The following is a 24463-nucleotide window of genomic DNA, read 5'->3' on the forward strand; positions in this document are numbered from 1 at the left end:
ATAATAGGCGCACTTAAACGCTGAGGGGAGAGGTTGCCCTTGAAAGATACGGTTTTACATATTCGTCATCTTGGTCGTCAGGATTACGAGTCGGTATGGCACGCCATGCAGGAATATACCGATAATCGCGATGAAACGAGCCGAGATGAACTTTGGATAGTCGAACATCCGCCGGTGTTCACCCAAGGCCAGGCAGGCAAGAGTGAGCATATTCTCAACCCCGGCGATATCCCCGTCATTCAAGTCGACCGTGGTGGCCAAGTGACCTACCATGGCCCAGGGCAGTTAGTCGCCTATCCGCTACTGGACATCAAACGCCTCAAAATAGGCGTTCGCCAACTGGTGACCGACATAGAGCAGAGTATCGTCAAGATGCTCGCCCTCTATGGTATCGAGGCCTATCCCAAGGCCGATGCTCCAGGTGTCTATGTCGAGGAGCGCAAAATCGCCTCTCTGGGTCTGCGGATCCGTAAAGGCTGCTCCTTCCACGGCCTGGCACTAAACGTCGATATGGATATGTCCCCCTTTCAGCGCATCAACCCCTGCGGTTATGCCGGATTAGAGATGGCTCAATGTAAGCCGCTCAAGGGGCCACAAAGCGTCGAAGAAGCCGGCGAGAAACTGATACAAACTTTTAGCCAAGAATTAGGCTATCAACATCTAGAACATCATCAAGGGTTAACAGACTAATATGAGTAGGCCTGAAAGATTACAACCCGGAGTCAAGTTACGCGATGCCGACAAGGTCTCTCGTATTCCGGTCAAGGTCGTGCCTTCCGAGCGCGAAACCATGCTACGCAAACCCGATTGGTTGAGAGTCAAGCTCCCGGCATCGAACCAGCGTATCGTCGACATCAAACAGGCGCTGCGTAAGAACGGTCTGCACTCTGTATGTGAAGAGGCTTCCTGCCCTAACCTTGCCGAATGTTTTAACCATGGTACCGCTACCTTCATGATCTTGGGCGCCATCTGCACCCGTCGCTGCCCCTTCTGCGACGTGGCCCATGGTCGTCCACTCAAGCCTGATGCCGAAGAGCCGGTGAAACTGGCGCAAACCATCAGAGACATGAAGCTGAAATATGTGGTGATCACCTCTGTGGATCGTGACGATCTGCGTGATGGTGGTGCCCAGCACTTTGCCGACTGTATCCGCGAGATCCGTAAGCTCAACCCAGAGATCAAGATTGAGATCTTAGTGCCCGATTTCAGGGGCCGCATCGACGCCGCCTTGGAGATCCTGGCCACCGAGCCACCCGATGTCTTCAACCACAACCTGGAAACGGCGCCTAAGCACTACCGTAAGGCTCGTCCAGGGGCGAACTACCAATGGTCACTGGATCTGTTGAAGAAATTTAAGGAACAACACCCACATATTCCGACTAAGTCGGGCCTGATGATGGGTCTGGGTGAGACCAACGAAGAGATCGCCGAGGTGCTTCGCGACCTGCGTGCGCACAATGTTGAAATGCTGACACTCGGTCAATACCTGCAGCCTTCTAAATTCCACCTGCCGGTAGAGCGTTACGTGCCGCCAGCTGAGTTTGACGAGCTGAAAGACTATGCCGAAGAGATAGGCTTTACCCATGCAGCATGTGGTCCTATGGTGCGTTCTAGCTACCACGCCGACCTGCAGGCCCAAGGTAAAGAGGTTAAATAACCTAAGACCTTGGCAAGCAATTGTCTTTAGCGTTCAACGCTTAGAAACAAAAATAGCGCCCTTGCGGCGCTATTTTTTTATCCCCAAATACAAATCCAAACGGCTAGAACAAACGCTCCATCAAGATAGCGTCTTCTTTGCCCTGTTCCAGCTGATAATAGTTGGCTCGCATTCCTGTCTGCTCGAAGCCCATCTGGCGATATAAGGCGATTGCCCTTTCATTAGAGGCCCTCACCTCTAACATCATACGTTCGGCCCCCTGAGTGGCTGCCAGCTCGATTAACGCCTCGGTGAGGCGCTTACCCAAACCTTGCCCCTGAGCGTCTGGCCTGACGCAGATATCCATCAGGGTGGCATCTTCGAAGAGTTGATGCAGAATGCTGAAGCCCAACAGCGTCTCATCATCATAGAGACCGATAACATGGTAGAAACGCCCGAAACAGGTCTCAAGGTTACTCAGGGACATGGGGAAACTATGGCAGGCCGACTCCAGCTCATGCAACTTAGGAGCGTCTTCTTTGGTCAGCGTCTTAAGCGTTAGCGTCATAGGCATCGCTCTCCCAAATATGCTGCCATAGCTCGCGCTTGGCCTTAGATTCTTGCTCGAGAACGGCTATAGGTGCAGAGCTGATGGCACATGCCACCTTAGGTAACCTGAGACTTCGCATATCCCAAAACACCTCTTTGGTGCTGCTCAGCGAATCGCTGACGACGACCTGCTTATCCTGCTCGGGAAAGAGCGCCAATACCTGGCGGATAAGCGGGTGGTCACCTGAGACGCTCGCGCCTCGATCCACAAGAATATGGTACAGGGGAAGCTCGGCTCCCTTCTCTACCCAGCGGGTTATACCCATCGCATCTAAATATGCACTCGGTTCCAAATCGCCTCCAGACAAATGCTAACCCCTTAAGGATAACCTCTGCCCAGGCGAGTGTCACGACGACCAGAGACTATATGAACTTGAGTGAAATGATAAAACTCAGAAAAGCAAAAAGCCGTTCATTTCTGAACGGCTTCTCTAGAATGTGGCAGGGGTGGCAGGACTCGAACCCGCAACCATCGGTTTTGGAGACCGCTGTTCTACCAATTGGAACTACACCCCTGTTGACGTGGGGAATTATGCTAAAACCCCTCCCAAAGGTAAAGGACTTTTTATGGCTAACTCGCTCAATTGCGGCTTTTTCATGCAAGATAGCGAATATTAAGTCATATCCTCACTTTCCCACTCAAAAAATGGCCATCCACACCATCATTCAACCTGCTTTTAATGACGTTATACGTCACTGATTAATGGCATATCGAGCCTGAAATCCCCCATTACCTTCGTAGGCAAATAACAGCCCAGCCTATAGCATCCAAAATAAAGCCTACATAATTTTGCATCGAGCCTCTTCGAGACTAGCATTAGGGGACAAATACATAGAGACCTGCTACCCGCACCTTCCTCTTCCTATCCTAGACACCACAAGCAAAAAACCTTACTCCCAATCCAACTACATCTATATAGGAGTGTTTTGCGACTCAGCCCCCCATGTGAGAGCCAAATAGGGCCAAGACAGCCCTAGATAACTACAGCGCAAAAACAGATGTTCTTACGAGCCCTCCACCTCACTACAAGGCATTCGCCTTAAATCATCGAAGCGTCGATATAGAACAAAGGCATGAAGATAGAAAGGGAGATATAGGTCCATTTTAACTAGACGGCTGAAGCACAGATTACAGGGTTGAATGCTAGGAAACCGCTATCTAGTCATATCTCGAAAAATGGAATCCGCCAAAGGTTTCTCACATGGAGCAGAGAAGTCCTGCTATGAATGCGCAACATCCAAGGCCTTTTTAGCACGAAGCGCGGACTGAGGAGTCGCTACACATAAAAGAAAGGCATTTGCATTGCCAGCTCCTAGGCAGATACCAGATACCAGATACCAGATACCAGATACCAGATATTAATTCCCCAAATCTCACATGGAAACGTAAGGCACCCTTTTATCAAGCTCAGCTTGATGGGTGACTGGGACGCGAAGCAGCTAGGCTGCGAGCTGAGGGGGCTAATGAATAAAGAGAAAAGGCGCCTGTCATGGCCAAATACTAGCTCATCCAATCTCACATGGGGGCGTAAGACATCCGCTTATCAAGCGCAGCTTGATGGGTGACTGGAGCGCGAAGCAGCTAAGCTGCGAGCCGGAGACCCCGCTTAGCGGTGGGGCGACGTCGGGAGTAGGCATTCATGCCTACATAAGTGAATAAGCCACCTGACTTTAATTAAGGTGGTTTCGAGAGGGTACCCGATAATTTCATAAACCCCAAACGCAAAAAAGCCACCTTATTCAGGTGGCTTCTTCACTTAATTAGGCGCCTGTCATGGCCAGCTCCGCTAAAGCTTCGCGCTGAACTACATGGATGTAGGGAATGCTGAAAGTGTCGGGAATATCTTTCAGCCATAAGCACATCGCTATCGCGATATTCGCCCTACTTCACATGGAAATGCACCTCACTACGTTCGGGCTCTTTATATTCCCCATGTTCCAGTAGATATTTCAAAAGCTGTTAAACGAAAAAATCCCCAGCACAAGGTGCTGGGGATTTCTCGTTTATTAGGCGCCTGGAAATGACCTACTCTCACATGGGGAGACCCCACACTACCATCGGCGCGATTGCGTTTCACTTCTGAGTTCGGGATGGGATCAGGTGGGACCACAATGCTATGGTTTCCAGACAAAATTGGAAATTTAGAAAGCTGTTTGACTTCGCACTTCAATCAAGTACTTTGTATTCTTTTGATTACGTAAAACCATTACTTACTTTGCAGTAAAACCCTTTTGGGTTGTATGGTTAAGCCTCACGAGTCATTAGTACAGGTTAGCTCAACGCCTCACAACGCTTACACACCCTGCCTATCAACGTCCTAGTCTCGGACGGCTCTTTAGAGACCTTAAAGGTCTAGGGATGACTCATCTTAGGGCTCGCTTCCCGCTTAGATGCTTTCAGCGGTTATCGATTCCGAACGTAGCTACCGGGCAATGCCATTGGCATGACAACCCGAACACCAGCGGTTCGTCCACTCCGGTCCTCTCGTACTAGGAGCAGCTCCCTTCAATCATCCAACGCCCACGGCAGATAGGGACCGAACTGTCTCACGACGTTCTGAACCCAGCTCGCGTACCACTTTAAATGGCGAACAGCCATACCCTTGGGACCGACTTCAGCCCCAGGATGTGATGAGCCGACATCGAGGTGCCAAACACCGCCGTCGATATGAACTCTTGGGCGGTATCAGCCTGTTATCCCCGGAGTACCTTTTATCCGTTGAGCGATGGCCCTTCCATTCAGAACCACCGGATCACTATGACCTGCTTTCGCACCTGCTCGACGTGTATGTCTCGCAGTTAAGCTGGCTTATGCCATTGCACTAACCGTACGATGTCCGACCGTACTTAGCCAACCTTCGTGCTCCTCCGTTACTCTTTGGGAGGAGACCGCCCCAGTCAAACTACCCACCAGGCACTGTCCTCAACCCCGATTCAGGGGCCAGAGTTAGAACATCAACACTACAAGGGTGGTATTTCAAGGATGACTCCACGAGAACTGGCGTTCCCGCTTCAAAGTCTCCCACCTATCCTACACATGTAGGGTCAATGTTCAGTGCCAAGCTATAGTAAAGGTTCACGGGGTCTTTCCGTCTAGCCGCGGGTATACGGCATCTTCACCGCAATTTCAACTTCACTGAGTCTCGGCTGGAGACAGCGTGGCCATCATTACGCCATTCGTGCAGGTCGGAACTTACCCGACAAGGAATTTCGCTACCTTAGGACCGTTATAGTTACGGCCGCCGTTTACCGGGGCTTCGATCATGAGCTTCTCCGAAGATAACCCAATCAATTAACCTTCCGGCACCGGGCAGGCGTCACACCGTATACGTCATCTTGCGATTTTGCACAGTGCTGTGTTTTTGATAAACAGTTGCAGCCACCTGGTATCTGCGACTCCCGTCAGCTTAGAGAGCAAGTCTCATCACCAACAGGAGCGTACCTTCTCCCGAAGTTACGGTACCATTTTGCCTAGTTCCTTCAGCCGAGTTCTCTCAAGCGCCTTGGTATTCTCTACCCGACCACCTGTGTCGGTTTGGGGTACGATTCCTGCTAACCTGAAGCTTAGAAGATTTTCCTGGAAGCATGGCATCAACTACTTCATCACCGTAGTGACTCGTCATCAACTCTCAGTATTAGGTACCCGGATTTGCCTAAGTACCCTACCTACAGCCTTAAACGCGGACAACCAACGCCGCGCTAGCCTAGCCTTCTCCGTCTCTCCATCGCAGTTAGCAGAAGTACGGGAATATTAACCCGTTTCCCATCGACTACGCCTTTCGGCCTCGCCTTAGGGGTCGACTCACCCTGCCCCGATTAACGTTGGACAGGAACCCTTGGTCTTTCGGCGAGGAGGTTTTTCACCCCCTTTATCGTTACTCATGTCAGCATTCGCACTTCTGATACCTCCAGCGTGGGTTACCCCTTCACCTTCAACGGCTTACAGAACGCTCCTCTACCGCACTAGCGCAAGCGCTAGTACCCATAGCTTCGGTGTATTGCTTAGCCCCGTTATATCTTCCGCGCAGGCCGACTCGACTAGTGAGCTATTACGCTTTCTTTAAATGATGGCTGCTTCTAAGCCAACATCCTAGCTGTCTAAGCCTTCCCACATCGTTTCCCACTTAGCAATAACTTTGGGACCTTAGCTGATGGTCTGGGTTGTTTCCCTTTTCACGACGGACGTTAGCACCCGCCGTGTGTCTCCCGAGTAGTACTCATTGGTATTCGGAGTTTGCAAAGGGTTGGTAAGTCGGGATGACCCCCTAGCCTTAACAGTGCTCTACCCCCAATGGTATTCGCTCGAGGCGCTACCTAAATAGCTTTCGAGGAGAACCAGATATCTCCCGGTTTGATTGGCCTTTCACCCCCAGCCACAAGTCATCACCGCATTTTTCAACATACGTGTGTTCGGTCCTCCAGTTGATGTTACTCAACCTTCAACCTGCCCATGGCTAGATCACCGGGTTTCGGGTCTACACCTTGCAACTAAACGCGCAGTTAACACTCGGTTTCCCTACGGCTCCGCTATTCGCTTAACCTCGCTACAAAATGTAAGTCGCTGACCCATTATACAAAAGGTACGCAGTCACGGTCTCAAGAACCGCTCCCACTGCTTGTACGTATACGGTTTCAGGTTCTATTTCACTCCCCTCACAGGGGTTCTTTTCGCCTTTCCCTCACGGTACTGGTTCACTATCGGTCAGTCAGGAGTATTTAGCCTTGGAGGATGGTCCCCCCATATTCGAACAAGATATCACGTGTCCCGTCCTACTCGTTTTCACCTAAAGTTAGTTTTCATGTACGGGGCTATCACCCTGTATCGCTGTGCTTTCCAACACATTCCACTAACACCCTCTAGGCTTAAGGGCTAATCCCCGTTCGCTCGCCGCTACTAGGGGAATCTCGGTTGATTTCTTTTCCTAAGGGTACTTAGATGTTTCAGTTCCCCTCGTTCGCCTCACTAAGCTATGTATTCACTTAGTGATGACACCTTATGGTGCCGGGTTTCCCCATTCGGACATCGTTAGCTCAAATGCTTGTTACTAGCTCGCCAACGCTTTTCGCAAGTTACTACGTCCTTCATCGCCTCTGACTGCCAAGGCATCCACCGTATACGCTTAGTCACTTAACCATACAACCCAAATGAGTTTCATCTGAGTCGCATCGCAACTAACGGTTTCTACTTTCGCCAAAAGAATACTCAAGTCACTTGATTAAAGTGTGTTTTGAGAACTCAATTATTTTTCGCAATAATCTTTCGATTATTACTATCAGCTTTCCAAATTTTTAAAGAACAAGCATCGTCGCTCGGACGTGCCACTCGCTCTAACAAGAACAAGTTATCTGTGTGAACACTCAACAAATATCAGTCAATCGTATAGGTAAGGAGGTGATCCAGCCCCAGGTTCCCCTAGGGCTACCTTGTTACGACTTCACCCCAGTCATGAACCACACCGTGGTAAACGCCCTCCCGAAGGTTAAGCTATCTACTTCTGGTGCAGCCCACTCCCATGGTGTGACGGGCGGTGTGTACAAGGCCCGGGAACGTATTCACCGTGGCATTCTGATCCACGATTACTAGCGATTCCGACTTCATGGAGTCGAGTTGCAGACTCCAATCCGGACTACGACCGGCTTTGTGAGATTAGCTCCACCTCGCGGCTTCGCAACCCTCTGTACCGACCATTGTAGCACGTGTGTAGCCCTACTCGTAAGGGCCATGATGACTTGACGTCGTCCCCACCTTCCTCCGGTTTATCACCGGCAGTCTCCCTAAAGTTCCCGGCATTACCCGCTGGCAAGTAAGGATAAGGGTTGCGCTCGTTGCGGGACTTAACCCAACATTTCACAACACGAGCTGACGACAGCCATGCAGCACCTGTCTCAGAGTTCCCGAAGGCACCAATCCATCTCTGGAAAGTTCTCTGGATGTCAAGAGTAGGTAAGGTTCTTCGCGTTGCATCGAATTAAACCACATGCTCCACCGCTTGTGCGGGCCCCCGTCAATTCATTTGAGTTTTAACCTTGCGGCCGTACTCCCCAGGCGGTCTACTTAATGCGTTAGCTTGAGAACCCAGTGTTCAAGACACCAAATTCCGAGTAGACATCGTTTACGGCGTGGACTACCAGGGTATCTAATCCTGTTTGCTCCCCACGCTTTCGTACCTGAGCGTCAGTCTTTGTCCAGGGGGCCGCCTTCGCCACCGGTATTCCTTCAGATCTCTACGCATTTCACCGCTACACCTGAAATTCTACCCCCCTCTACAAGACTCTAGTTGACCAGTTCGAAATGCAGTTCCCAGGTTAAGCCCGGGGCTTTCACATCTCGCTTAATCAACCGCCTGCGTACGCTTTACGCCCAGTAATTCCGATTAACGCTTGCACCCCTCGTATTACCGCGGCTGCTGGCACGAAGTTAGCCGGTGCTTCTTCTGCGAGTAACGTCACAGCTAACGGGTATTAACCGTTAACCTTTCCTCCTCGCTGAAAGTGCTTTACAACCCGAAGGCCTTCTTCACACACGCGGCATGGCTGCATCAGGCTTGCGCCCATTGTGCAATATTCCCCACTGCTGCCTCCCGTAGGAGTCTGGGCCGTGTCTCAGTCCCAGTGTGGCTGATCATCCTCTCAGAACAGCTAGGGATCGTCGCCTAGGTGAGCCATTACCTCACCTACTAGCTAATCCCACCTAGGTACATCCAATCGCAGAAGGTCCGAAGATCCCCTCTTTTCCCCCGTAGGGCGTATGCGGTATTAGCAGTCGTTTCCAACTGTTATCCCCCTCGACTGGGCAGTTCCCTAGGCATTACTCACCCGTCCGCCGCTCGTCAGCAAAGTAGCAAGCTACTTTCTGTTACCGCTCGACTTGCATGTGTTAGGCCTGCCGCCAGCGTTCAATCTGAGCCATGATCAAACTCTTCAATTAAAAGTTTTTGTGTTTGGCTTGCGCCAAACGACTCAATGAATTCTGATTCATCACTTAGACTCGGAAGAATCTAAGGATGTTTGTACATATTGCTATGAACACTCATCGTTGCATTGAGATTTAAATCGTTTTCGATTAACTCAATACCTGTGAGTGTCCACACAGATTTCTTGTTTTATCTTGTTAAAGAACGTTTGCCTCATACTGGACTCCAGCGGGCTAGGGCTGCGTATTCTACGCTTATCCCTGTCGGCGTCAAGCGCTTTTTTCAAAAGATTTTTAAGTGGTTAATTACTGCGCTCTCGCGCTGTAACTACCGGCTTAAAAACTCGAACCGCTTATCGCCTTGACTCGACATTCGTTACCTACTCACTTGGTAAGTAGCGCCGTTTGCCGTGTCAGTGGGAGCGCATTATAGGGAGCCAAATCTTTTGCGCAAGGGCTTTTTTAACGAAAAACATCGATCGAACAAAAAACATGCAGAACGAGATAGATTCAGCGAAAAGCCACACACAAAGGCAACATGCGAGTAACGACAACACCACAAACTACCGATTTGGTGACTCGCTTATTTGAAACCGGAAAATAAGTTTGGCACAAAAAATTCGACTCTGCCAAAAATCTGAGCAGCCTGATTGCAAGGCTGCCCTGCTGGTTTATTTAGCCCTTATAGCATCTGTGCTTTTGCCGCCTTGTCTCAGTATCGTCTTATCTCAGTATCGTCTTATCCCAGTGTCGCCTTCTTTTGGCTCCTTATATGGGCATAGGTTTAGAATATAAGCTTAAGTGCTACTGCTTCTTATCGGCTTCTGAATCATCTTGCTCAGTTTGTTTGGATTCATCTGTCTCTTGAGCAATATCTATATCGGTTTCATTCTCATCACCCACCACATGGCTCACCTTTAACTTCTTCACCGTGCGTATGGTGTAGATGGGACCAGAGAGTGCGTAGAGACTAAAGACGATAAACAGGATAGTTGCCGGTTGAACCGAGACCACCACAAACAAGCCCACCAGCGCCAGGATCACCATAAAGTTAACCCGGCCGCGCCAGTCATAGTCTTTGAAGGAGTAGTAGCGGAAGTTACTCACCATCAAGAGACCGGCACCAGCTGTCATTAACAGCGCCAGTATGCTGACCTGGTGGCCTTCTATCTCATAATAGGTGCCTGTCCAGATGGCGCCGGCAATAATCGCCGCTGCGGCCGGACTCGCCAAGCCTTGAAAGTAGCGCTTATCGGCGACACCTACCTGGGTATTGAAGCGTGCGAGCCTGAGCGCGGCGCCGGCACAATAGATAAATGCCGCCAACCAACCGACCTTGCCCAGATCGGCCAAGGCCCAGTTATAGGCGATCAACGCTGGGGCCACCCCGAAGGAGACCATGTCGGCCATGCTGTCATATTCGGCACCGAAGGCACTCTGGGTATTGGTCATCCTGGCAACCCGCCCATCGAGGCCATCGAAGATCATTGCGACGAAGATGGCAATAGCTGCCGCCTCAAAGTGGCCATTCATGGAGGCGATCACCGCATAAAAGCCGGAAAACAATCCCGCCGTGGTGAACAGGTTGGGTAAAAGGTAGATACCGCGGTTCTTCACCGTCTCTTTGTTTAAATTTTGCATATACTAAGGAGCAAGGTTATCTTGATAAAATAAAAAGATAACACAGATTTAAGCTCACTTTTTATACGGACCTCTAATTGTTGGCAGATGAGGCACTCTTGCACTCTCTCCCGGCCTAGATATGGATACTATGATGACCGGAAAATTCTATCTCAGCGCACTGTTAAGCCTATTCCTTTGCGCCCCAGCATTTGCAACGACCATCTATAAGTGGGTCGATGAAAACGGTGTCACCCACTACAGTCAGGAAAAGCCCCCCGAGGCAAAGACAGAAAAGCTCTATAGCGAAGATATCGAACAGAAGAAGGTTGGCTTCACCGCCCCTAAGGTCGTCGAAAAACAGGGCGAGCAGAAGAGCGAGGCCGCATTAGCCGCCGAGGCAATCAATGAGAAAGATAAGGCGCAGGCCAAGGCCATCTGCGAAAATGCCAAGCATCAGTTAAATGTGCTTGAGACCCATACTCGCCTGACACGTAAGAATGAAGAAAATGGTGAAATGGTGCGTATGACAGAGGAAGACAGGCAGTCAGAGATCGCCGCGCAGAAACAGCGCATCAAACTCTTCTGCGACAAATAGCTCTGCTAATTTAAACAGGCCTTCTTTCCTACTTCGCTCCAGATACAGAGAAGTAGAGAAGAAATAGAGAAGCGACAACCCAAATGACTCTGGCTGTCGCTTCTTGTTTTTAGGTTTACCATCCAAAAAAAAAGCCTTAACCGACCGAATCTAGCCGCTCGCTTTCACCGTATACATAGAACGGCTCACCCCATCCTGACAGGCCTGAGTACCGGCGTCCCAGCCTTTATCAAACTCGCTCAAACCATCCAACACCTTATCCTTCATTCCTTCTAAGGTATCGGCGCCCGGGTTTTGCTTCAGGTAACCGGCACTACGGCAACCCGTGTTGTAGCCATAGTGATAGAGGCTGTCATAGTCAACGCTGCCGACTCCGACAAAGGCCGGGCCACTGCTTTGCATTGGTGCTGAGCTACATGCCGTCATCAACACGGCCAGAGATGCTATAACTGCTAACCTTGCTTTCATCCAGTACTCCTTCACAGTATAAAAACTTAAATTAGGAAGAGATCTCACCCTTTGCAAACTAGTGCAAATAATAGCCAAATGCAATCTGATGCCAGTGATAAAAAAAGCCCAAACCTAGGTTTGGGCTTCTTGCATAAGGCTAAGGCTTATTGATGGAAGGCGAGTTCGCCACCCGCGGCATCGACCTTGATTGGCGCACCTGGTAACAGTTCACCACTCAAGAGTTTCTGAGCCAGCGGATTTTCCACCTCTTGCTGCAGGGCGCGTTTCAGCGGCCTTGCGCCATAGACGGGATCGAATCCGGCCTGAGCGATTAAGGCTAAGGCATCATCACTCACCTCAAGCTCAAAGTCTTTCTCCGCCAGACGCGCCTTCAGATTGTCTATCTGGATCTGCGCAATATGAGCGATATGTTCAGACTCAAGCGGATGGAAGACCACGCTTTCATCGATTCGGTTGAGGAACTCGGGTCTAAAGCTGTGAGTCACCACATTCATCACCTCGCTCTTCATCTCGGCGTAACTGGCGATACCGAAACGCTCCTGAATCACCTCTGAGCCCAGGTTAGAGGTCATGATCACCACGGTATTTCGAAAATCGACCGTGCGTCCCTGACCATCGGTCAGACGACCATCGTCCAGCACCTGCAACAGTATGTTAAACACATCGGGGTGCGCCTTCTCCACCTCGTCGAGCAGGATCACCGAATAAGGCTTACGCCTCACCGCCTCGGTCAGATAACCGCCCTCTTCATAGCCCACATAACCTGGAGGTGCCCCTACCAGACGCGATACCGAATGCTTCTCCATAAACTCGGACATATCGATACGCACCATGGCCGCTTCAGTATCAAACAGGAACTTCGCCAGCGACTTACACAGCTCAGTCTTACCCACACCGGTAGGGCCAAGGAAGAGGAAGGAACCGATAGGACGATTAGGATCCGCAAGACCAGCACGGCTACGGCGGATGGCATTGGCCACCGCATCCACGGCCTCGTTCTGACCAATCACCCGGGTATGCAGCGCCTCTTCCATGTGCAGCAGCTTCTCTTTCTCCCCTTCGAGCATCTTAGACACAGGAATACCGGTCGCCTTGGACAGCACCTCGGCGATCTCCACATCGGAAACCTTGTTACGCAGCAGCGTCATATCCTGCATCTCGGCCTGAGCCGCCAGATCCAGCTGTTTCTCCAGCTCGGGAATACGGCCATATTGCAGCTCGGACATGCGGGTCAGATCCCCTGCACGTCTGGCCACCTCGAGATCCATACGGGCCTGCTCGAGATCCGCCTTGATATGCTGAGTGCCCGCCAGCGCCGCCTTCTCGGTATGCCATACCTCATTAAGCTCGGCGGCCTTGGCCTCGACCTCGGCAAGCTCACTACGCAAGGTGGAGAGTCGACGCAGACTCGCCTCGTCACTCTCCTTGCTTAGGGCCTGCTCCTCCAGCTTCAGCTGAATGGTGCGGCGCTCTAATCTATCCAGCGGCTCTGGCTTAGAGTCTATCTGCATACGAATACTGGACGCTGCCTCATCGATAAGATCGATCGCCTTATCGGGTAGCTTCCTGTCTGAGATGTAACGATGCGACATGCTGGCCGCCGCCACGATAGCGGGATCTGTGATCTCCACATGGTGATGCAGCTCATAACGCTCTTTTAGGCCACGCAGGATGGCGATGGTGTCTTCGACACTCGGCTCATCCACCAGCACCTTCTGAAAACGTCGCTCGAGGGCGGCATCTTTCTCGATATATTGACGATACTCATCCAGGGTAGTCGCACCGACGCAGTGCAGGTCACCCCTGGCCAGAGCTGGCTTAAGCATATTCCCCGCATCCATGGCGCCATCGCTCTTACCGGCGCCCACCATGGTATGCAGCTCGTCGATGAAGAGGATCACCTGGCCCTCTTCCTGAGCCAGCTCGTTGAGCACCGCCTTGAGGCGTTCCTCGAACTCACCGCGATACTTGGCCCCGGCGACCAGGGCGCCCAAGTCGAGTGACAAGACGCGCTTATTCTTGATCCCCTCAGGCACCTCGCCATTGATGATTCGTTGGGCGAGCCCTTCGACGATGGCCGTCTTACCCACACCCGGCTCACCGATGAGCACAGGGTTATTCTTACTGCGGCGTTGCAGCACCTGAATGGTGCGGCGGATCTCATCATCACGACCGATCACTGGATCTAGCTTGCCCTGCTCGGCGCGCTCGGTCAGATCCACGGTAAACTTCTTCAGTGCCTGGCGCTGATCTTCGGCGTTAGGGTCGTCGATATTCTTGCCAAGACGCACCTCTTCTATGGTCTTCTCCAGCAGCTCCTTGGTGGCGCCAGATTTCTTCAGACACTGCGCCAACGCATCGCTCCCCTCGAGTGCCGCCAAGACAAAGAGCTCGCTGGAGATATATTTGTCTTTACGCTTTTGCGCCAGCTTGTCACACAGGTTCAGCAGGCGAATCAGTGCCTGCGAGAGCTGGACATCGCCGCCCGTGCCCTCAATTTGCGGTAATCGTTCAAGCTCCTGGCTCAGGGCGGAACGCAAGGTGCTGACCGAGATCCCGGCCTGGGTCAGCAGTGGATGAATTGAGCCACCATCTTGATTAAGCAGCGCCATCATCAGATGGATCGGCTCAATAAACTGATGGTCACGCCCCAACGCTAATGACTGAGCATCGGAGATTGCTATCTGGAATTTATTCGTCATACGATCGAGTCGCATACAGCCTCCTAAAAATTAACGAATGAAGGAAACCTTCAGTGCTTTGTTACCAGTATAAATGGGGACTTTTTAGGAGGATTCAAGCAACAAGGAAAAAATTGCTGAAAATTTACGCTATTTTTCCAGCCAGATAAATGAGGCCATGCGCCCGGTTTTTGCCTCGCGGCGGTAGGAGAAATAGTCTGCGCTCATGCTATAGGTGCAGTGTGGCAGTTGAAAGACGGAAGCGATGCCGAGACGCTCTGCCCGGTAACGGGCGATCCCTTGCAGGTCGGCTAAAAACTTATCGTCTCTCGAGGTAAAAAAGGCATCTGTTTCGGCATGCTGGGCGATAAACTGCGCCCTGACTTCCGCCCCGACCTCGAAGGCCTTGGGGCCGATACAGGGACCAAGATAGATAAGTAACTCTTTGGCGGGCGCATCAAACTCAGCGATAGCGGCCTCGACAATGCCGTTACACAAGCCGCGCCAACCGGCGTGCACCGCCGCCACCTGAGTCGCCGAGCGATCGCAGATAAGCACAGGCAGGCAGTCGGCGGTCATCACCACACACGTATGCTCGCCACTACGGCTGAAGCTACCATCGGCGACACGGTTAGTGTCCAGATCCAGGTTTACCAACTCAATACCATGTACTTGCTGCAGCCAGGCTGGCTTACCAGACATGCCCAAGGCCTGAGCCGCAAGCAGACGATTTTGGCGAACATGCTCGGGATCGTCCCCGACATGGTCGCCAAGATTGAGACTATCGAAGGGAGCCTGGCTCACACCACCCTGACGCCGGCTAAAAGCCAGCTTCACGCCAGGGGGAATGAACCAGTCTTGAGGCAGCATTAATATTCCACCGGATGAGCCTTAGTGTCGTCACGCAGAGCGCGGGTCAAGGCCACCATATCTTCTGGGATTGGCGCCTGCCAGCTCATGATCTCACAGGTGAAGGGGTGTGCCAGCTCGAGGCGCACCGCATGCAGCGCCTGACGCTTAAAGCCGTTCAGTGCCTCCATCAGCTCAGGTGTCGCCTTCTTCGGTGGACGAGGACGACCACCATAGACGGGATCCCCCACCAAGATGTGACCTATGTGCGCCATGTGTACCCTGATCTGGTGGGTACGACCGGTTTCCAGACGCAGACGCAGACGGGTATGGGCGCGGAACTTCTCTGCCACACGGTAGTGGGTCACAGAGGGACGGCCACTATGATGCACCGCCATATGGGTACGCTTGGTTGGGTGACGGGCGATCGGCTCATCCACCACGCCGCCGGCCGTCATGGTGCCACTCACGATCGCCTCATATTCACGGGTGATCTCGCGGGCCTGCAGGGCTGCAACCAGATGGGTCTGGGCCTCGACCGTCTTGGCGACCACCATCAAGCCAGTGGTGTCCTTATCGAGACGATGGACGATACCCGCCCTAGGGACGAGCTCGATCTCGGGGCAATGGTGCAGCAGCGCGTTCATCAGAGTGCCGTCGCTGTTGCCCGCTCCCGGATGAACCACCAGACCCGCCTGTTTGTTGATCACGATAATATGGTCATCTTCGTAGACGATATCCAGATCGATCGCCTGGGCCTCGGCCTTGATCTCTTCCTTCAGAGTGGCTTCGATCTCAATTTCCTGGCCTTCGAGCACCTTTTCTCTCGGCTTAGTCTGCACCATACCATCGACGTAGACGGCACCAGCCTGAATCCACTCTTTAATACGTGTACGGGAGTAATCAGGGAACAACTCGGCCAAGGTTTGGTCTAATCTCTGCCCGGTTTGTGTTGCTGTGATCTCGCTTTTTAGATTAATCTCTTGTGTCATAGGAACCGTACCCGCGTTTTGGGGTCCAAAATAAAGTGCTATCTGTTACAATCGGATTGTTTCTATTTTATCGTGAAATGGAAAAATTCTTAAACAACAACTTACAAAGAATCGAATTCAAGTATGCATAATTTTGCTAAAGGCGCAGCTATCGCCTTGTTGTCATTGGCCTTAGCGGCGTGTAGTAGTAAACCCGAAGATGATATTGAACTGAGCAAATCTTCCCCCGAAGTCCTCTATTCTCAAGCCAGAACCTCTATGGAACTGGGTAACTATAGTAAAGCGGTGCGATCTTTGGAGGCACTAGACTCTCGTTATCCCTTCGGTCCACACAAGACTCAGGTGCAGTTAGACCTGATCTACGCATACTACAAACTGGACGATTCGGCGTCGGGCATTGCCAATATCGATCGCTTCATTCGCCTTAACCCCACACATAAAGATATCGACTATGTCTACTATATGCGTGGCCTGGTGAACATGCAGTCGGACAACTATATGTTTCACGACATGCTCAACATCGACAGAACCGACCGAGATCCCAAGGCCGCCCAGGACGCCTTCAAAGACTTCGATCGTTTGATCAAGCAATATCCTAACAGCAAGTATGCCGCCGATGCGCAAAAACGCATGCAGTTCCTGAAAAACCGCCTGGCCAAATACGCCGTCACGGTTGCGGAATACTACATCAAGATGAATGCCTGGAGCGCCGCCGCAGTGCGTGCCCAGACAGTGCTGGAAACCTACCCGGGTACTCCTGCTACCGAGCGCGCCCTTGAGATCATGGCAACCGCCTACGAGGAACTCGGCCAGCAGAAGCTGAAAGATCACGTACTCATGGTGATGCAGAGCAACTTCCCTAACAACGATATGCTCAAGTAAACCTGGCAATAATTGAATTAAGAAGCCCCGCAACTGCGGGGCTTTTTTTGATCTGTTTTTATCTCGGGAGCCTTTTACTCGCTATCTAGCCTCTTACCCACCACATGGCCCAACTGTCGGCACAAACTACCATTACACCTTAATGGTTGTCACACCTTGCCCGTTATTACCGAAATAACCATCCATTCCGCCTATAAGCAGTCAGATTTCACCGAGATGAACGACCAAGAACTAACTCCCCAGTCCACGTCCTTTCTCACTCCTCCCTGAGGCCTTACAGCGACATTTGATCTAAAAATCGACGTTTCGGGCAAAAGTTATCCAAACAAGCGAGATAAACAAAGTTTTTGCAAAAATGTGTTGACTCAAATGCGCAAAAGCCTTTTAATGCACCCCGTCGCCCGAATAGCTCAGTCGGTAGAGCAGAGGATTGAAAATCCTCGTGTCCCTGGTTCGATTCCGGGTTCGGGCACCATATTCTGAGGGTGCCTAGCGCACCAAACAAAAAAGCCTCGCACTGCGAGGCTTTTTTGTTTCTATTCATCTTACCCATTTCAATCTTTTGCTATACCTATAGATACGTCATAAGTTTTAGCTTTCTGCTATTTACTCCTTCATTTGGGTATCTATATGAACAATATTCAAATCAAGCACAAGATGGCTTTCGGCATCTTACTCCCCCTCTCGCTCCTCATCTGTATCTGCATCTTAGCAATCAACATGATGAATAATATCGAGAAAGGTGTCGTCACCATCTATAACGACAGAGTCGTTCCGCTAGAAGATCTCAAGGTGATCGCCGACGATTACGCCGTATTCGTCATCGACGCCATCAACAAGGCCAATGCCGGTGAGTTCAGCGCCGAGCAGGCCAATCAAGCCCTGCAGGAAGCAAGCAACAACATAGACAGCAAGTGGCGCCAATACGTGGCCACCGAACTCACCACGGATGAGAAACGCTTGGTCGACGAGGCCGAGCGCCTGTTTGTTCCGGCCAATCAGCGTATCACCCATCTGGAACAGCTGCTCGGGGGTAAGTCTGGTAACATTGCCGGCCAGCTACGGGAGGAGATTATCCCACTCTACCGGGTGATCGATCCCATCAGCGGCACCATTGCCGAGCTGATAAGCCTGCAGCTCAAGGTCGCCGGCGAGGAGAAAGACAGGGTCGCCGAGATCTACGAGTCCTCTATCTCCCTCTTCATGCTCATCACCCTGGTAGCCGCCATTGCCAGTATAGTGCTCGGCATCTGGATAAACCGCAGCGTGATGAAACCCATCAACCACATACGCACTCAGCTACATACCATACAGCAAGACTCAGATCTCACTGTCACCTTCGAGCAACTGAACAAGGACGAGCTGGGGCTGATCTCCACCGGGCTCAACGATGTCTTTCGCCACCTGCGCGGCATCCTCAAAGGGGTCGCCGAGGCGGCCAACAGCGTCAGTGACTCGGCGTTAGCCCTCAACGAGTTCACCCAGATCTCCAATGCCCGCATACAACAGCAGCAGGCGGAGACGGAGCAGACCGCGACGGCCATGAATGAGATGACGGCAACGGTCAACGAGGTAGCGCAAAGCACCACAGCCGCCGCCGACTCGGCCAGAAATGCTGACCGATTCGCCGCCAACGGTAATGATATCGTCCAACTGTCGATTAGCAGCATGCAGGCGTTGTCGATGCAGATCCAGAACACCTCAGAGGTGATCACCCACCTGTCCCACGAGAGCCAACATATCGGCAGCGTACTCAGCGTCATCAAGGGGATTGCCGAGCAGACAAACCTGCTGGCGCTCAATGCGGCCATCGAGGCGGCCCGTGCCGGCGAACAGGGACGGGGTTTTGCCGTGGTCGCCGATGAGGTTCGCTCCCTCGCCCAGCGCACCCAGGAGGCGACTCAAGAGATCGAGACCATGATAGAGACGCTGCAGAGCGGGGTGAACGAGGCGGTCACCGCCATGGATGTGGGCATTAAACAGGTGGATGATGCCAATCAACAAACCAACAAGGCGGGGGAAGCGTTGCAGGAGATAGTCGCCTCGGTCGACAACATCACAGAGATGAACACCCATATCGCCACGGCGGCGGAGGAGCAGAGCAGTGTCGCCGAGAGCATTAACCGCAGCATTATCGCCATCAGCGATATCGCCAGCCAGTCAACGGAATCTGCCTTAGAGCTGGGTCACTCCATCGCCCAGCTCACCTCGCTGGCCGACTCGATGCGGCAACAGGTTACCACCTTCAGGCTCTGACTCAGCCAACCACGAAGAGCGGGCTCACCTTGCGATGCAGTATCTGCAGGTTATTTCGCCCGCTCTCTTTTGCCTGATAGAGCTGCTCGTCGGCCAACTTGACCATATGCTGCCAGTCGTCTTCGGCAAACTCGGGATGATAGCCGTCGTAGAGCACGGCGCCCATGCTGACGGTGATGATCTCGTAGGGCGAGGCTTGATGATAGATGTTGAGATCCCGCACCCTTTGCAGCATGCGCCTGGCCAGCAACTCCATCTGCGCCAGGTTATCGCCGTGGATCACCACACAAAACTCTTCGCCGCCATAACGGGTGACTAGCTCGCCACGGCGACGACACTCCAGCATCAGGGCCTGGGCCACCTTGATCAGGGCTTGGTCGCCACTCTGATGCCCGACCGTGTCGTTATAGGGCTTGAAGAAATCGATATCCAGCATGATGAAGCCAATCGCCCCCTTGCCCTCGCGCCACTGTTTATGAGCGCGCTCGGCGAACACCTCCAGGCTGCGGCGATTGGCGATGCCAGTGAGGGGGTCGTTAAAAGAGAGAGATTCCAGATAGTTTTGATGCCGCTCCAACTTTTCCACCACCAGATTGAAAGACTCGGTCAGCTTAGCCACCTCGGTGATCGCCCAACCCGTAGGCATGGTGAGTAACACACCTCTGTGGGCCATCTTATCCAGTACGGCGTTGGCGACCCGCAGCGGCCGGACCACCAGCGCCGAGAAGGGGACGATGGCGATGTAGGACATCACCAGGACGCTTAAAAACATCAGGATTGACTCTACGGTAAAGATAGAGGGGATAAGGTTCCGGTCGTGGATCACAGTGATCTTGAGGGAAGGCACGTTAAGCGCATCATGCAGATACCAAGAATGCTGGGCAGAGATCTCATCCACATTAGGTGTCTCTCTAAAGCCCAGCGAGGTCTCACCGGAAAGCTCAGGTTTAGCCAGTACCTCGAGGTCAAACTTGATCAGGCTAAACAGCTCTATCTCCTCATGAATCGCCTGACTTACGTTACGTACTGTCAGCAAGCTACCCGCCACCTCTCCCTCGCCGTTACTGGGCAAGACGGTGACATTGCTGAAATAGACCACCCTAGATCCCATGCGCAGCAGACCGCTGCGCACCGAAGGCTTCCCTGTATCCATCTCCACCTTTGAGGGGAGAAGCTTGCCTGCCACACCAACCTTGCCTAAGGGCAACTGCTGCGAGTCAAAATCAGCGCCACTTCGATATTGCCACACTAGCTGATTTTGGCGGTTAAACACATAGAAACCATCGACATTGGCCGCCTCAAAGGCGTTATCAAACAAATTCTTGGTCACAAACTCAGGCGATACATTATCGACAAAGCTCACCATGTCATCCCAGATGGCGTAGTCGTAGCAGAGGGTGTCCAGGTTTTTTTGGGCGTAGGCGATCCCCTTTTGAACCGCCTGCAGATCTCTGTCTTGCCTTGAGATCACTTGCTCTTCAATTCTTGGCAGGTAGATGAGGTAATAGATGCCGCTTGCGGTCAGAAATGACAGCAGCAAGAGCCCTAGGGCTAAAATATTTAGGAAGTGATTTAATCGCATCGACCACTCTCTTTTGTCCTGCACTCTAGACTAGCTTAGTCGACCCGACGACAGAATTTGAGTATAAACCCAGCATTTCACAAATAAATTTCAAAAAAAAAGGGGCCTAAGCCCCCTTTCTAAATCAACCGCCTAAATCTTAAACAGACTCACCGCCTGATAGAGAACCTGGGTGCGCGCCTTCACATCGTCGGAGGCTTTGGCGTTTTCATCCGCCGCCTGGGCCGACTCGGCGGCAATGTCTCGGATCACCACCACATTCTTGTTCACCTCGGAGGCCACCATGCTCTGCTCCTCGATGGCCGCGGCGATTTGCGTGCTCATATCCATGATGTTGGTGACATCGGCATTGATCTGCTCCAGCAGGGCGCCCGCACTCGCTGCCTGATCCGCACTCTCAATGCCTTGCCTTTGGGTCGCTTCCATCAGCTGCACGATAGAGCGGGTACGAGACTGCAGCGTCTGAATGATACCGGCGATCTCCTCGGTCGACTCCTGGGTACGCATCGCCAGACTTCTCACCTCATCGGCGACCACGGCAAAGCCTCTGCCCTGCTCGCCGGCCCTGGCGGCCTCGATGGCGGCATTTAGCGCCAGTAGGTTGGTCTGCTCAGCAATGCCACGGATCACATCCAACACGCTGCCTATGGTCTCGCTGTCTTTCTCAAGCTCGGAGACCACCTGAGCCGAGTCGGTGAGCTGCGCCGCCAACGCCTGGATCTTCTCTATGGTGTGCTCAACGCCGACCTGACCTTGCTGAGCATTGTCATGGGTATTACCAGCCCGCTCTGCCGCCAACTCGGTATTGCTGGCGATCTCATCTATGGTCGCCCCCATCTCGGTGATCGCGGTCGCCACCATGTCGGTCTCATTGAGCTGACGTCCCACCCCTTCCGAGGCACGCATCGAGTTCTCCGACAGCTCCTGACAGGAGTGATTCACCACCTCGACCGAGGTCAGCACCTCTCGGATCAGCGACTGAAACGACTCCACCATGCTATTAAAATGACGGGCTATCTGGCCGATTTCATCATCCACCTTAGTATCGCATCTCAGGGTCAGATCTTTGGTTGCCTCGATGCGTGAAATCGCATCGCTGATCCGCTGCACAGGCTCCATGATGCTGCGAATGATCGCCAGAGTGAAACCGATTAAAACCAGAGTAATTAGGATAAAAACAACGATACTGATGGTAACAGTTGCGCTCTCAGCATCGCTAATCGCGTCCATGGATTGTGCCTTAAGCTGCACCAAGGACTTCTCTGCCGAGGAAATACTGTCTCGCAGGCTCGCCATGCTGCCACTGTCTTTGTCCAAACCCAGCTCCTGCTCTTTGCTGACCAAGGCCTTGAAGTTCTTCTCATAATCGTCGATCAGGGCATTAAGCTCCCCCTTGACCGAATCGCTGAGCATGGAGCCAGAAACTTGCTGTCTCAGCAGCGCCAAGTTGCCATTAAACTTATCCAGATAACTCATGGCGCGCCTGAGCATAAAATCTTTCTCGTTGCGGCGCAGCTGCAACATGGTCACCATCAGCTCGGGCTCGTTCTTTTCCTTCACCAGAGTCTCTACGTTATGCACCGCGCTGCGCAGCGCACCATAGAGGCCATCCTTAGGATGCAGGCCAATCTGCTTTTGCAGCTCGGCAATATCGGCAAAGATAGACTCGTAACGGGTCAGGTTCTGCCTAAAGGCTTGCAGATCGCTCTGGGAGATATCATGCCGATCGAAGATGGCTCCTAGGCTGACCATCTTCTCGTCTAACTCTCTCGCCTGCGTCTTGTGCTTATCTAGATAGGCCAGATCCAAACGGGCAAAAAAGTCTTTTTCATCTCGACGTAAACTCAAAACATCCTTTTCAAGTTCGATAACTTGTTGTGCAGCATGGGACAAATCATCCAGCTTTGCCGCCGAAAAGCGCTGCAAACCAAACATCGCTATCACAGAACAGATAGACACTGCTGCGCTAACGAGTAATTTGTGACGAATGAGCATAGGGGGAGATCCTTTTTGTTGAAGTTATTGCTTTACTTGTCTTCAACGACAATTAACACCTTGGAATGCCAAATTTGATTCCAATATTGAGTATAGTAACTATCGACTTACATACATTCATCTTTAATGAATTATTAATAATTCAGCCGCTTGCCGAGCTCGATTGGCTAAAAAAAAATCCACCATCAGATTTAAGTAAATGACTCAGCTTTCAATTTAATCACAAACTGCATACAATATCCCAAAATAAATAGGAGGTACTATGCAAGTTATCGATGCCGAAGCGGTGCACCAGGCACTGGACTTCCCCAGTCTCACCGCCGCCCTAAGAGACACCTTTTCCCAGCCCGCCGGAATGCCCCAGCGCCAAGTCTTTCCGTTAGACGACAGTAGCCACAGCGATGCCTTTGCCGTATTGCCGGCCTGGAACCAGAAGACCATAGCGGTGAAGGCCTTCACCTATTTTCCCGGCAATCCTAAGAAGTCTCCCGAACTTGAGAGCCTCTACTCCAAGATTTTGATCTTTAACCGCGAAACCGGTGAGCCCCAGGCCCTGGTCGATGGCACCAGCGTCACCTACTGGCGCACGGCCGCAATCTCGGCGCTGGCGAGCCAGTATCTGTCGCGGTCTGATGCCAAGCATCTGCTGCTGTTTGGTACAGGACGGCTGGCGACTTTTATGGCGTTGGCGCATGCCAGCGTGAGGCAGCTGGACACCATAACCGTATGGGGCCGCTCGCCGGATAAGGTTGATAAGACCATCAGCGCTATCCAGGCCGCCGCGCCGCAGATAGAGGTGAAGGCCTGTGAGGATCTGCCAAAGGCCGTCGCCACGGCCGACATCATCAGCTGCGCCACCGGGGCGCCAGCGCCACTCTTCGATTCCGCCTGGGTCGCGCCCGGCACCCATGTGGACTTGGTGGGCAACCACAACCATGACAGACGCGAATGCGACAGCGAGCTGGTCGTCAAGGCCGAGGTTTATGTGGATGCCAAGGTCAATGTCTTCGCCGAGGCGGGCGAGCTGCTGATCCCTGTGTCGGAAGGCCTGTTTGAGCTATCCCAGGTCAAGGGCGAACTCGCGGATCTTTGTCGCGGTGACATACCTAGTCGCCGAGACGAGCAAGGCATTACCCTGTTTAAATCGGTCGGCACCGCCCTTGCGGACCTGGTGGGTGCCCAGCTGGTATACGAAAAACAGGCCTAACGCTTATAAGATGACACCATTGGACGGCTAAGCTAGTACAGCTAATCCAGTACAGCTAAGCCGCCCTGTTTTCTTAGCCCCTTTTAACCGTTGCCTCCTTCGACATTCGCTCCTTCAATGACGGTTTCTTCATAGGCTGCTTCACCATAACCTCGAATGTTTCTACCTCTTT

Annotated in this window: 15 protein-coding genes, 2 tRNA genes and 3 rRNA genes; 7 read left to right on the forward strand and 13 right to left on the reverse strand. The window is 52.2% G+C overall.

All coding sequences use genetic code 11. The features are described 5' to 3' along the window. The first annotated feature begins 39 nt into the window (after positions 1–39). Positions 40–690: a lipoyl(octanoyl) transferase LipB gene (gene lipB, locus K0I31_RS15330; protein WP_041406693.1), complete on the forward strand. Its 651-nt coding sequence runs from the start codon at positions 40–42 to the stop codon at positions 688–690. A gap of 1 nt (position 691) precedes the next feature. After that, positions 692–1657: a lipoyl synthase gene (gene lipA, locus K0I31_RS15335; protein ID WP_011866739.1), complete on the forward strand. Its 966-nt coding sequence runs from the start codon at positions 692–694 to the stop codon at positions 1655–1657. Between the two features lie 103 nt (positions 1658–1760). Here the strand turns inward: lipA and rimI are convergent, their stop codons facing one another. From rimI to pssA, 7 genes are all read right to left on the reverse strand, one after another. Further along, complete coding sequence (gene rimI / locus K0I31_RS15340; protein WP_258406517.1) at positions 1761–2204, reverse strand: ribosomal protein S18-alanine N-acetyltransferase; 444 nt, start codon at positions 2202–2204, stop codon at positions 1761–1763. Continuing rightward, positions 2188–2538 (reverse strand): DNA polymerase III subunit psi, encoded by a 351-nt coding sequence (locus tag K0I31_RS15345; protein ID WP_220078922.1) that lies wholly within the window; start codon positions 2536–2538, stop codon positions 2188–2190. The genes rimI and K0I31_RS15345 overlap by 17 nt, the downstream gene beginning before the upstream one ends. A gap of 146 nt (positions 2539–2684) precedes the next feature. Next, positions 2685–2761 (reverse strand) — tRNA-Trp (locus K0I31_RS15350). Positions 2762–4258: 1497 nt separating this feature from the next. After that, positions 4259–4374, reverse strand: a 5S ribosomal RNA gene (gene rrf / locus K0I31_RS15355). Between the two features lie 112 nt (positions 4375–4486). Then, a 23S ribosomal RNA gene (locus tag K0I31_RS15360) occupies positions 4487–7379 on the reverse strand. A 251-nt stretch (positions 7380–7630) separates the two neighbouring features. Next, a 16S ribosomal RNA gene (locus K0I31_RS15365) occupies positions 7631–9173 on the reverse strand. Together the 16S, 23S and 5S rRNA genes form the textbook arrangement of a ribosomal RNA operon. A 789-nt stretch (positions 9174–9962) precedes the next feature. After that, positions 9963–10799 carry a CDP-diacylglycerol--serine O-phosphatidyltransferase gene (gene pssA / locus K0I31_RS15370; protein WP_220078923.1) on the reverse strand — a complete coding sequence of 279 codons (837 nt, stop codon included), beginning with the start codon at positions 10797–10799 and terminating at the stop codon, positions 9963–9965. Between the two features lie 121 nt (positions 10800–10920). On the opposite strand from pssA, the gene K0I31_RS15375 reads away from it, so the two are divergent. Next, complete coding sequence (locus K0I31_RS15375) at positions 10921–11376, forward strand: DUF4124 domain-containing protein (RefSeq protein ID WP_220043143.1); 456 nt, start codon at positions 10921–10923, stop codon at positions 11374–11376. A gap of 150 nt (positions 11377–11526) precedes the next feature. Here K0I31_RS15375 and K0I31_RS15380 read toward each other — a convergent pair whose 3' ends face one another. The 4 genes from K0I31_RS15380 to rluD form a co-directional block, all read right to left on the reverse strand. Further along, entirely contained in the window at positions 11527–11844 is a 318-nt protein-coding gene (locus K0I31_RS15380; protein WP_220072096.1) for a hypothetical protein, read from the reverse strand. A gap of 146 nt (positions 11845–11990) precedes the next feature. Beyond that, a complete protein-coding gene (clpB, locus tag K0I31_RS15385) occupies positions 11991–14564 on the reverse strand; it encodes an ATP-dependent chaperone ClpB (protein WP_220078924.1) in 2574 nt (857 codons plus the stop codon). A 114-nt stretch (positions 14565–14678) separates the two neighbouring features. Further along, the gene (pgeF, locus tag K0I31_RS15390; protein WP_220078925.1) at positions 14679–15398 is read right to left on the reverse strand and encodes a peptidoglycan editing factor PgeF; all 720 of its coding nucleotides are present in this window, start codon (positions 15396–15398) and stop codon (positions 14679–14681) included. After that, positions 15398–16369, reverse strand: a complete 972-nt coding sequence (gene rluD / locus K0I31_RS15395) for a 23S rRNA pseudouridine(1911/1915/1917) synthase RluD (RefSeq protein ID WP_011866747.1) — start codon at positions 16367–16369, stop codon at positions 15398–15400. The genes pgeF and rluD overlap by 1 nt, the downstream gene beginning before the upstream one ends. A 123-nt stretch (positions 16370–16492) precedes the next feature. On the opposite strand from rluD, the gene K0I31_RS15400 reads away from it, so the two are divergent. The 3 genes from K0I31_RS15400 to K0I31_RS15410 all read left to right on the forward strand — a co-directional run bounded on the left by K0I31_RS15400 (position 16493) and on the right by K0I31_RS15410 (position 19507). Then, complete coding sequence (locus K0I31_RS15400; RefSeq protein ID WP_220043147.1) at positions 16493–17251, forward strand: outer membrane protein assembly factor BamD; 759 nt, start codon at positions 16493–16495, stop codon at positions 17249–17251. 399 nt (positions 17252–17650) lie between these two features. Continuing rightward, positions 17651–17726 (forward strand) — tRNA-Phe (locus K0I31_RS15405). Between the two features lie 155 nt (positions 17727–17881). Further along, complete coding sequence (locus tag K0I31_RS15410) at positions 17882–19507, forward strand: methyl-accepting chemotaxis protein (RefSeq protein ID WP_220078926.1); 1626 nt, start codon at positions 17882–17884, stop codon at positions 19505–19507. A 1-nt stretch (position 19508) separates the two neighbouring features. Here K0I31_RS15410 and K0I31_RS15415 read toward each other — a convergent pair whose 3' ends face one another. Together K0I31_RS15415 and K0I31_RS15420 are read right to left on the reverse strand one after the other, a co-directional pair. Further along, complete coding sequence (locus K0I31_RS15415; protein ID WP_220078927.1) at positions 19509–21089, reverse strand: sensor domain-containing diguanylate cyclase; 1581 nt, start codon at positions 21087–21089, stop codon at positions 19509–19511. Positions 21090–21221: 132 nt separating this feature from the next. After that, a complete protein-coding gene (locus tag K0I31_RS15420) occupies positions 21222–23084 on the reverse strand; it encodes a methyl-accepting chemotaxis protein (RefSeq protein WP_220078928.1) in 1863 nt (620 codons plus the stop codon). Positions 23085–23346: 262 nt separating this feature from the next. On the opposite strand from K0I31_RS15420, the gene lhpI reads away from it, so the two are divergent. Beyond that, positions 23347–24291: a bifunctional Delta(1)-pyrroline-2-carboxylate/Delta(1)-piperideine-2-carboxylate reductase gene (gene lhpI, locus K0I31_RS15425; protein ID WP_220078929.1), complete on the forward strand. Its 945-nt coding sequence runs from the start codon at positions 23347–23349 to the stop codon at positions 24289–24291. Positions 24292–24463 lie beyond the last annotated feature (172 nt).

The organism is Shewanella spartinae (assembly GCF_019457555.1).
Classification (GTDB): Bacteria; Pseudomonadota; Gammaproteobacteria; order Enterobacterales; family Shewanellaceae; genus Shewanella; species Shewanella loihica.

What these genes read in the sequence shown, in the direction of transcription:
- lipA (WP_011866739.1), top strand. Translation starts at nt 692, where the DNA reads ATGAGTAGGCCTGAAAGATTACAACCCGGAGTCAAGTTACGCGATGCC.
- rimI (WP_258406517.1), bottom strand. Translation starts at nt 2,204, where the DNA reads ATGACGCTAACGCTTAAGACGCTGACCAAAGAAGACGCTCCTAAGTTG.
- pssA (WP_220078923.1), bottom strand. Translation starts at nt 10,799, where the DNA reads ATGCAAAATTTAAACAAAGAGACGGTGAAGAACCGCGGTATCTACCTT.
- K0I31_RS15375 (WP_220043143.1), top strand. Translation starts at nt 10,921, where the DNA reads ATGGATACTATGATGACCGGAAAATTCTATCTCAGCGCACTGTTAAGC.
- K0I31_RS15380 (WP_220072096.1), bottom strand. Translation starts at nt 11,844, where the DNA reads ATGAAAGCAAGGTTAGCAGTTATAGCATCTCTGGCCGTGTTGATGACG.
- clpB (WP_220078924.1), bottom strand. Translation starts at nt 14,564, where the DNA reads ATGCGACTCGATCGTATGACGAATAAATTCCAGATAGCAATCTCCGAT.
- pgeF (WP_220078925.1), bottom strand. Translation starts at nt 15,398, where the DNA reads ATGCTGCCTCAAGACTGGTTCATTCCCCCTGGCGTGAAGCTGGCTTTT.
- rluD (WP_011866747.1), bottom strand. Translation starts at nt 16,369, where the DNA reads ATGACACAAGAGATTAATCTAAAAAGCGAGATCACAGCAACACAAACC.
- K0I31_RS15400 (WP_220043147.1), top strand. Translation starts at nt 16,493, where the DNA reads ATGCATAATTTTGCTAAAGGCGCAGCTATCGCCTTGTTGTCATTGGCC.
- K0I31_RS15410 (WP_220078926.1), top strand. Translation starts at nt 17,882, where the DNA reads ATGAACAATATTCAAATCAAGCACAAGATGGCTTTCGGCATCTTACTC.
- K0I31_RS15415 (WP_220078927.1), bottom strand. Translation starts at nt 21,089, where the DNA reads ATGCGATTAAATCACTTCCTAAATATTTTAGCCCTAGGGCTCTTGCTG.
- K0I31_RS15420 (WP_220078928.1), bottom strand. Translation starts at nt 23,084, where the DNA reads ATGCTCATTCGTCACAAATTACTCGTTAGCGCAGCAGTGTCTATCTGT.
- lhpI (WP_220078929.1), top strand. Translation starts at nt 23,347, where the DNA reads ATGCAAGTTATCGATGCCGAAGCGGTGCACCAGGCACTGGACTTCCCC.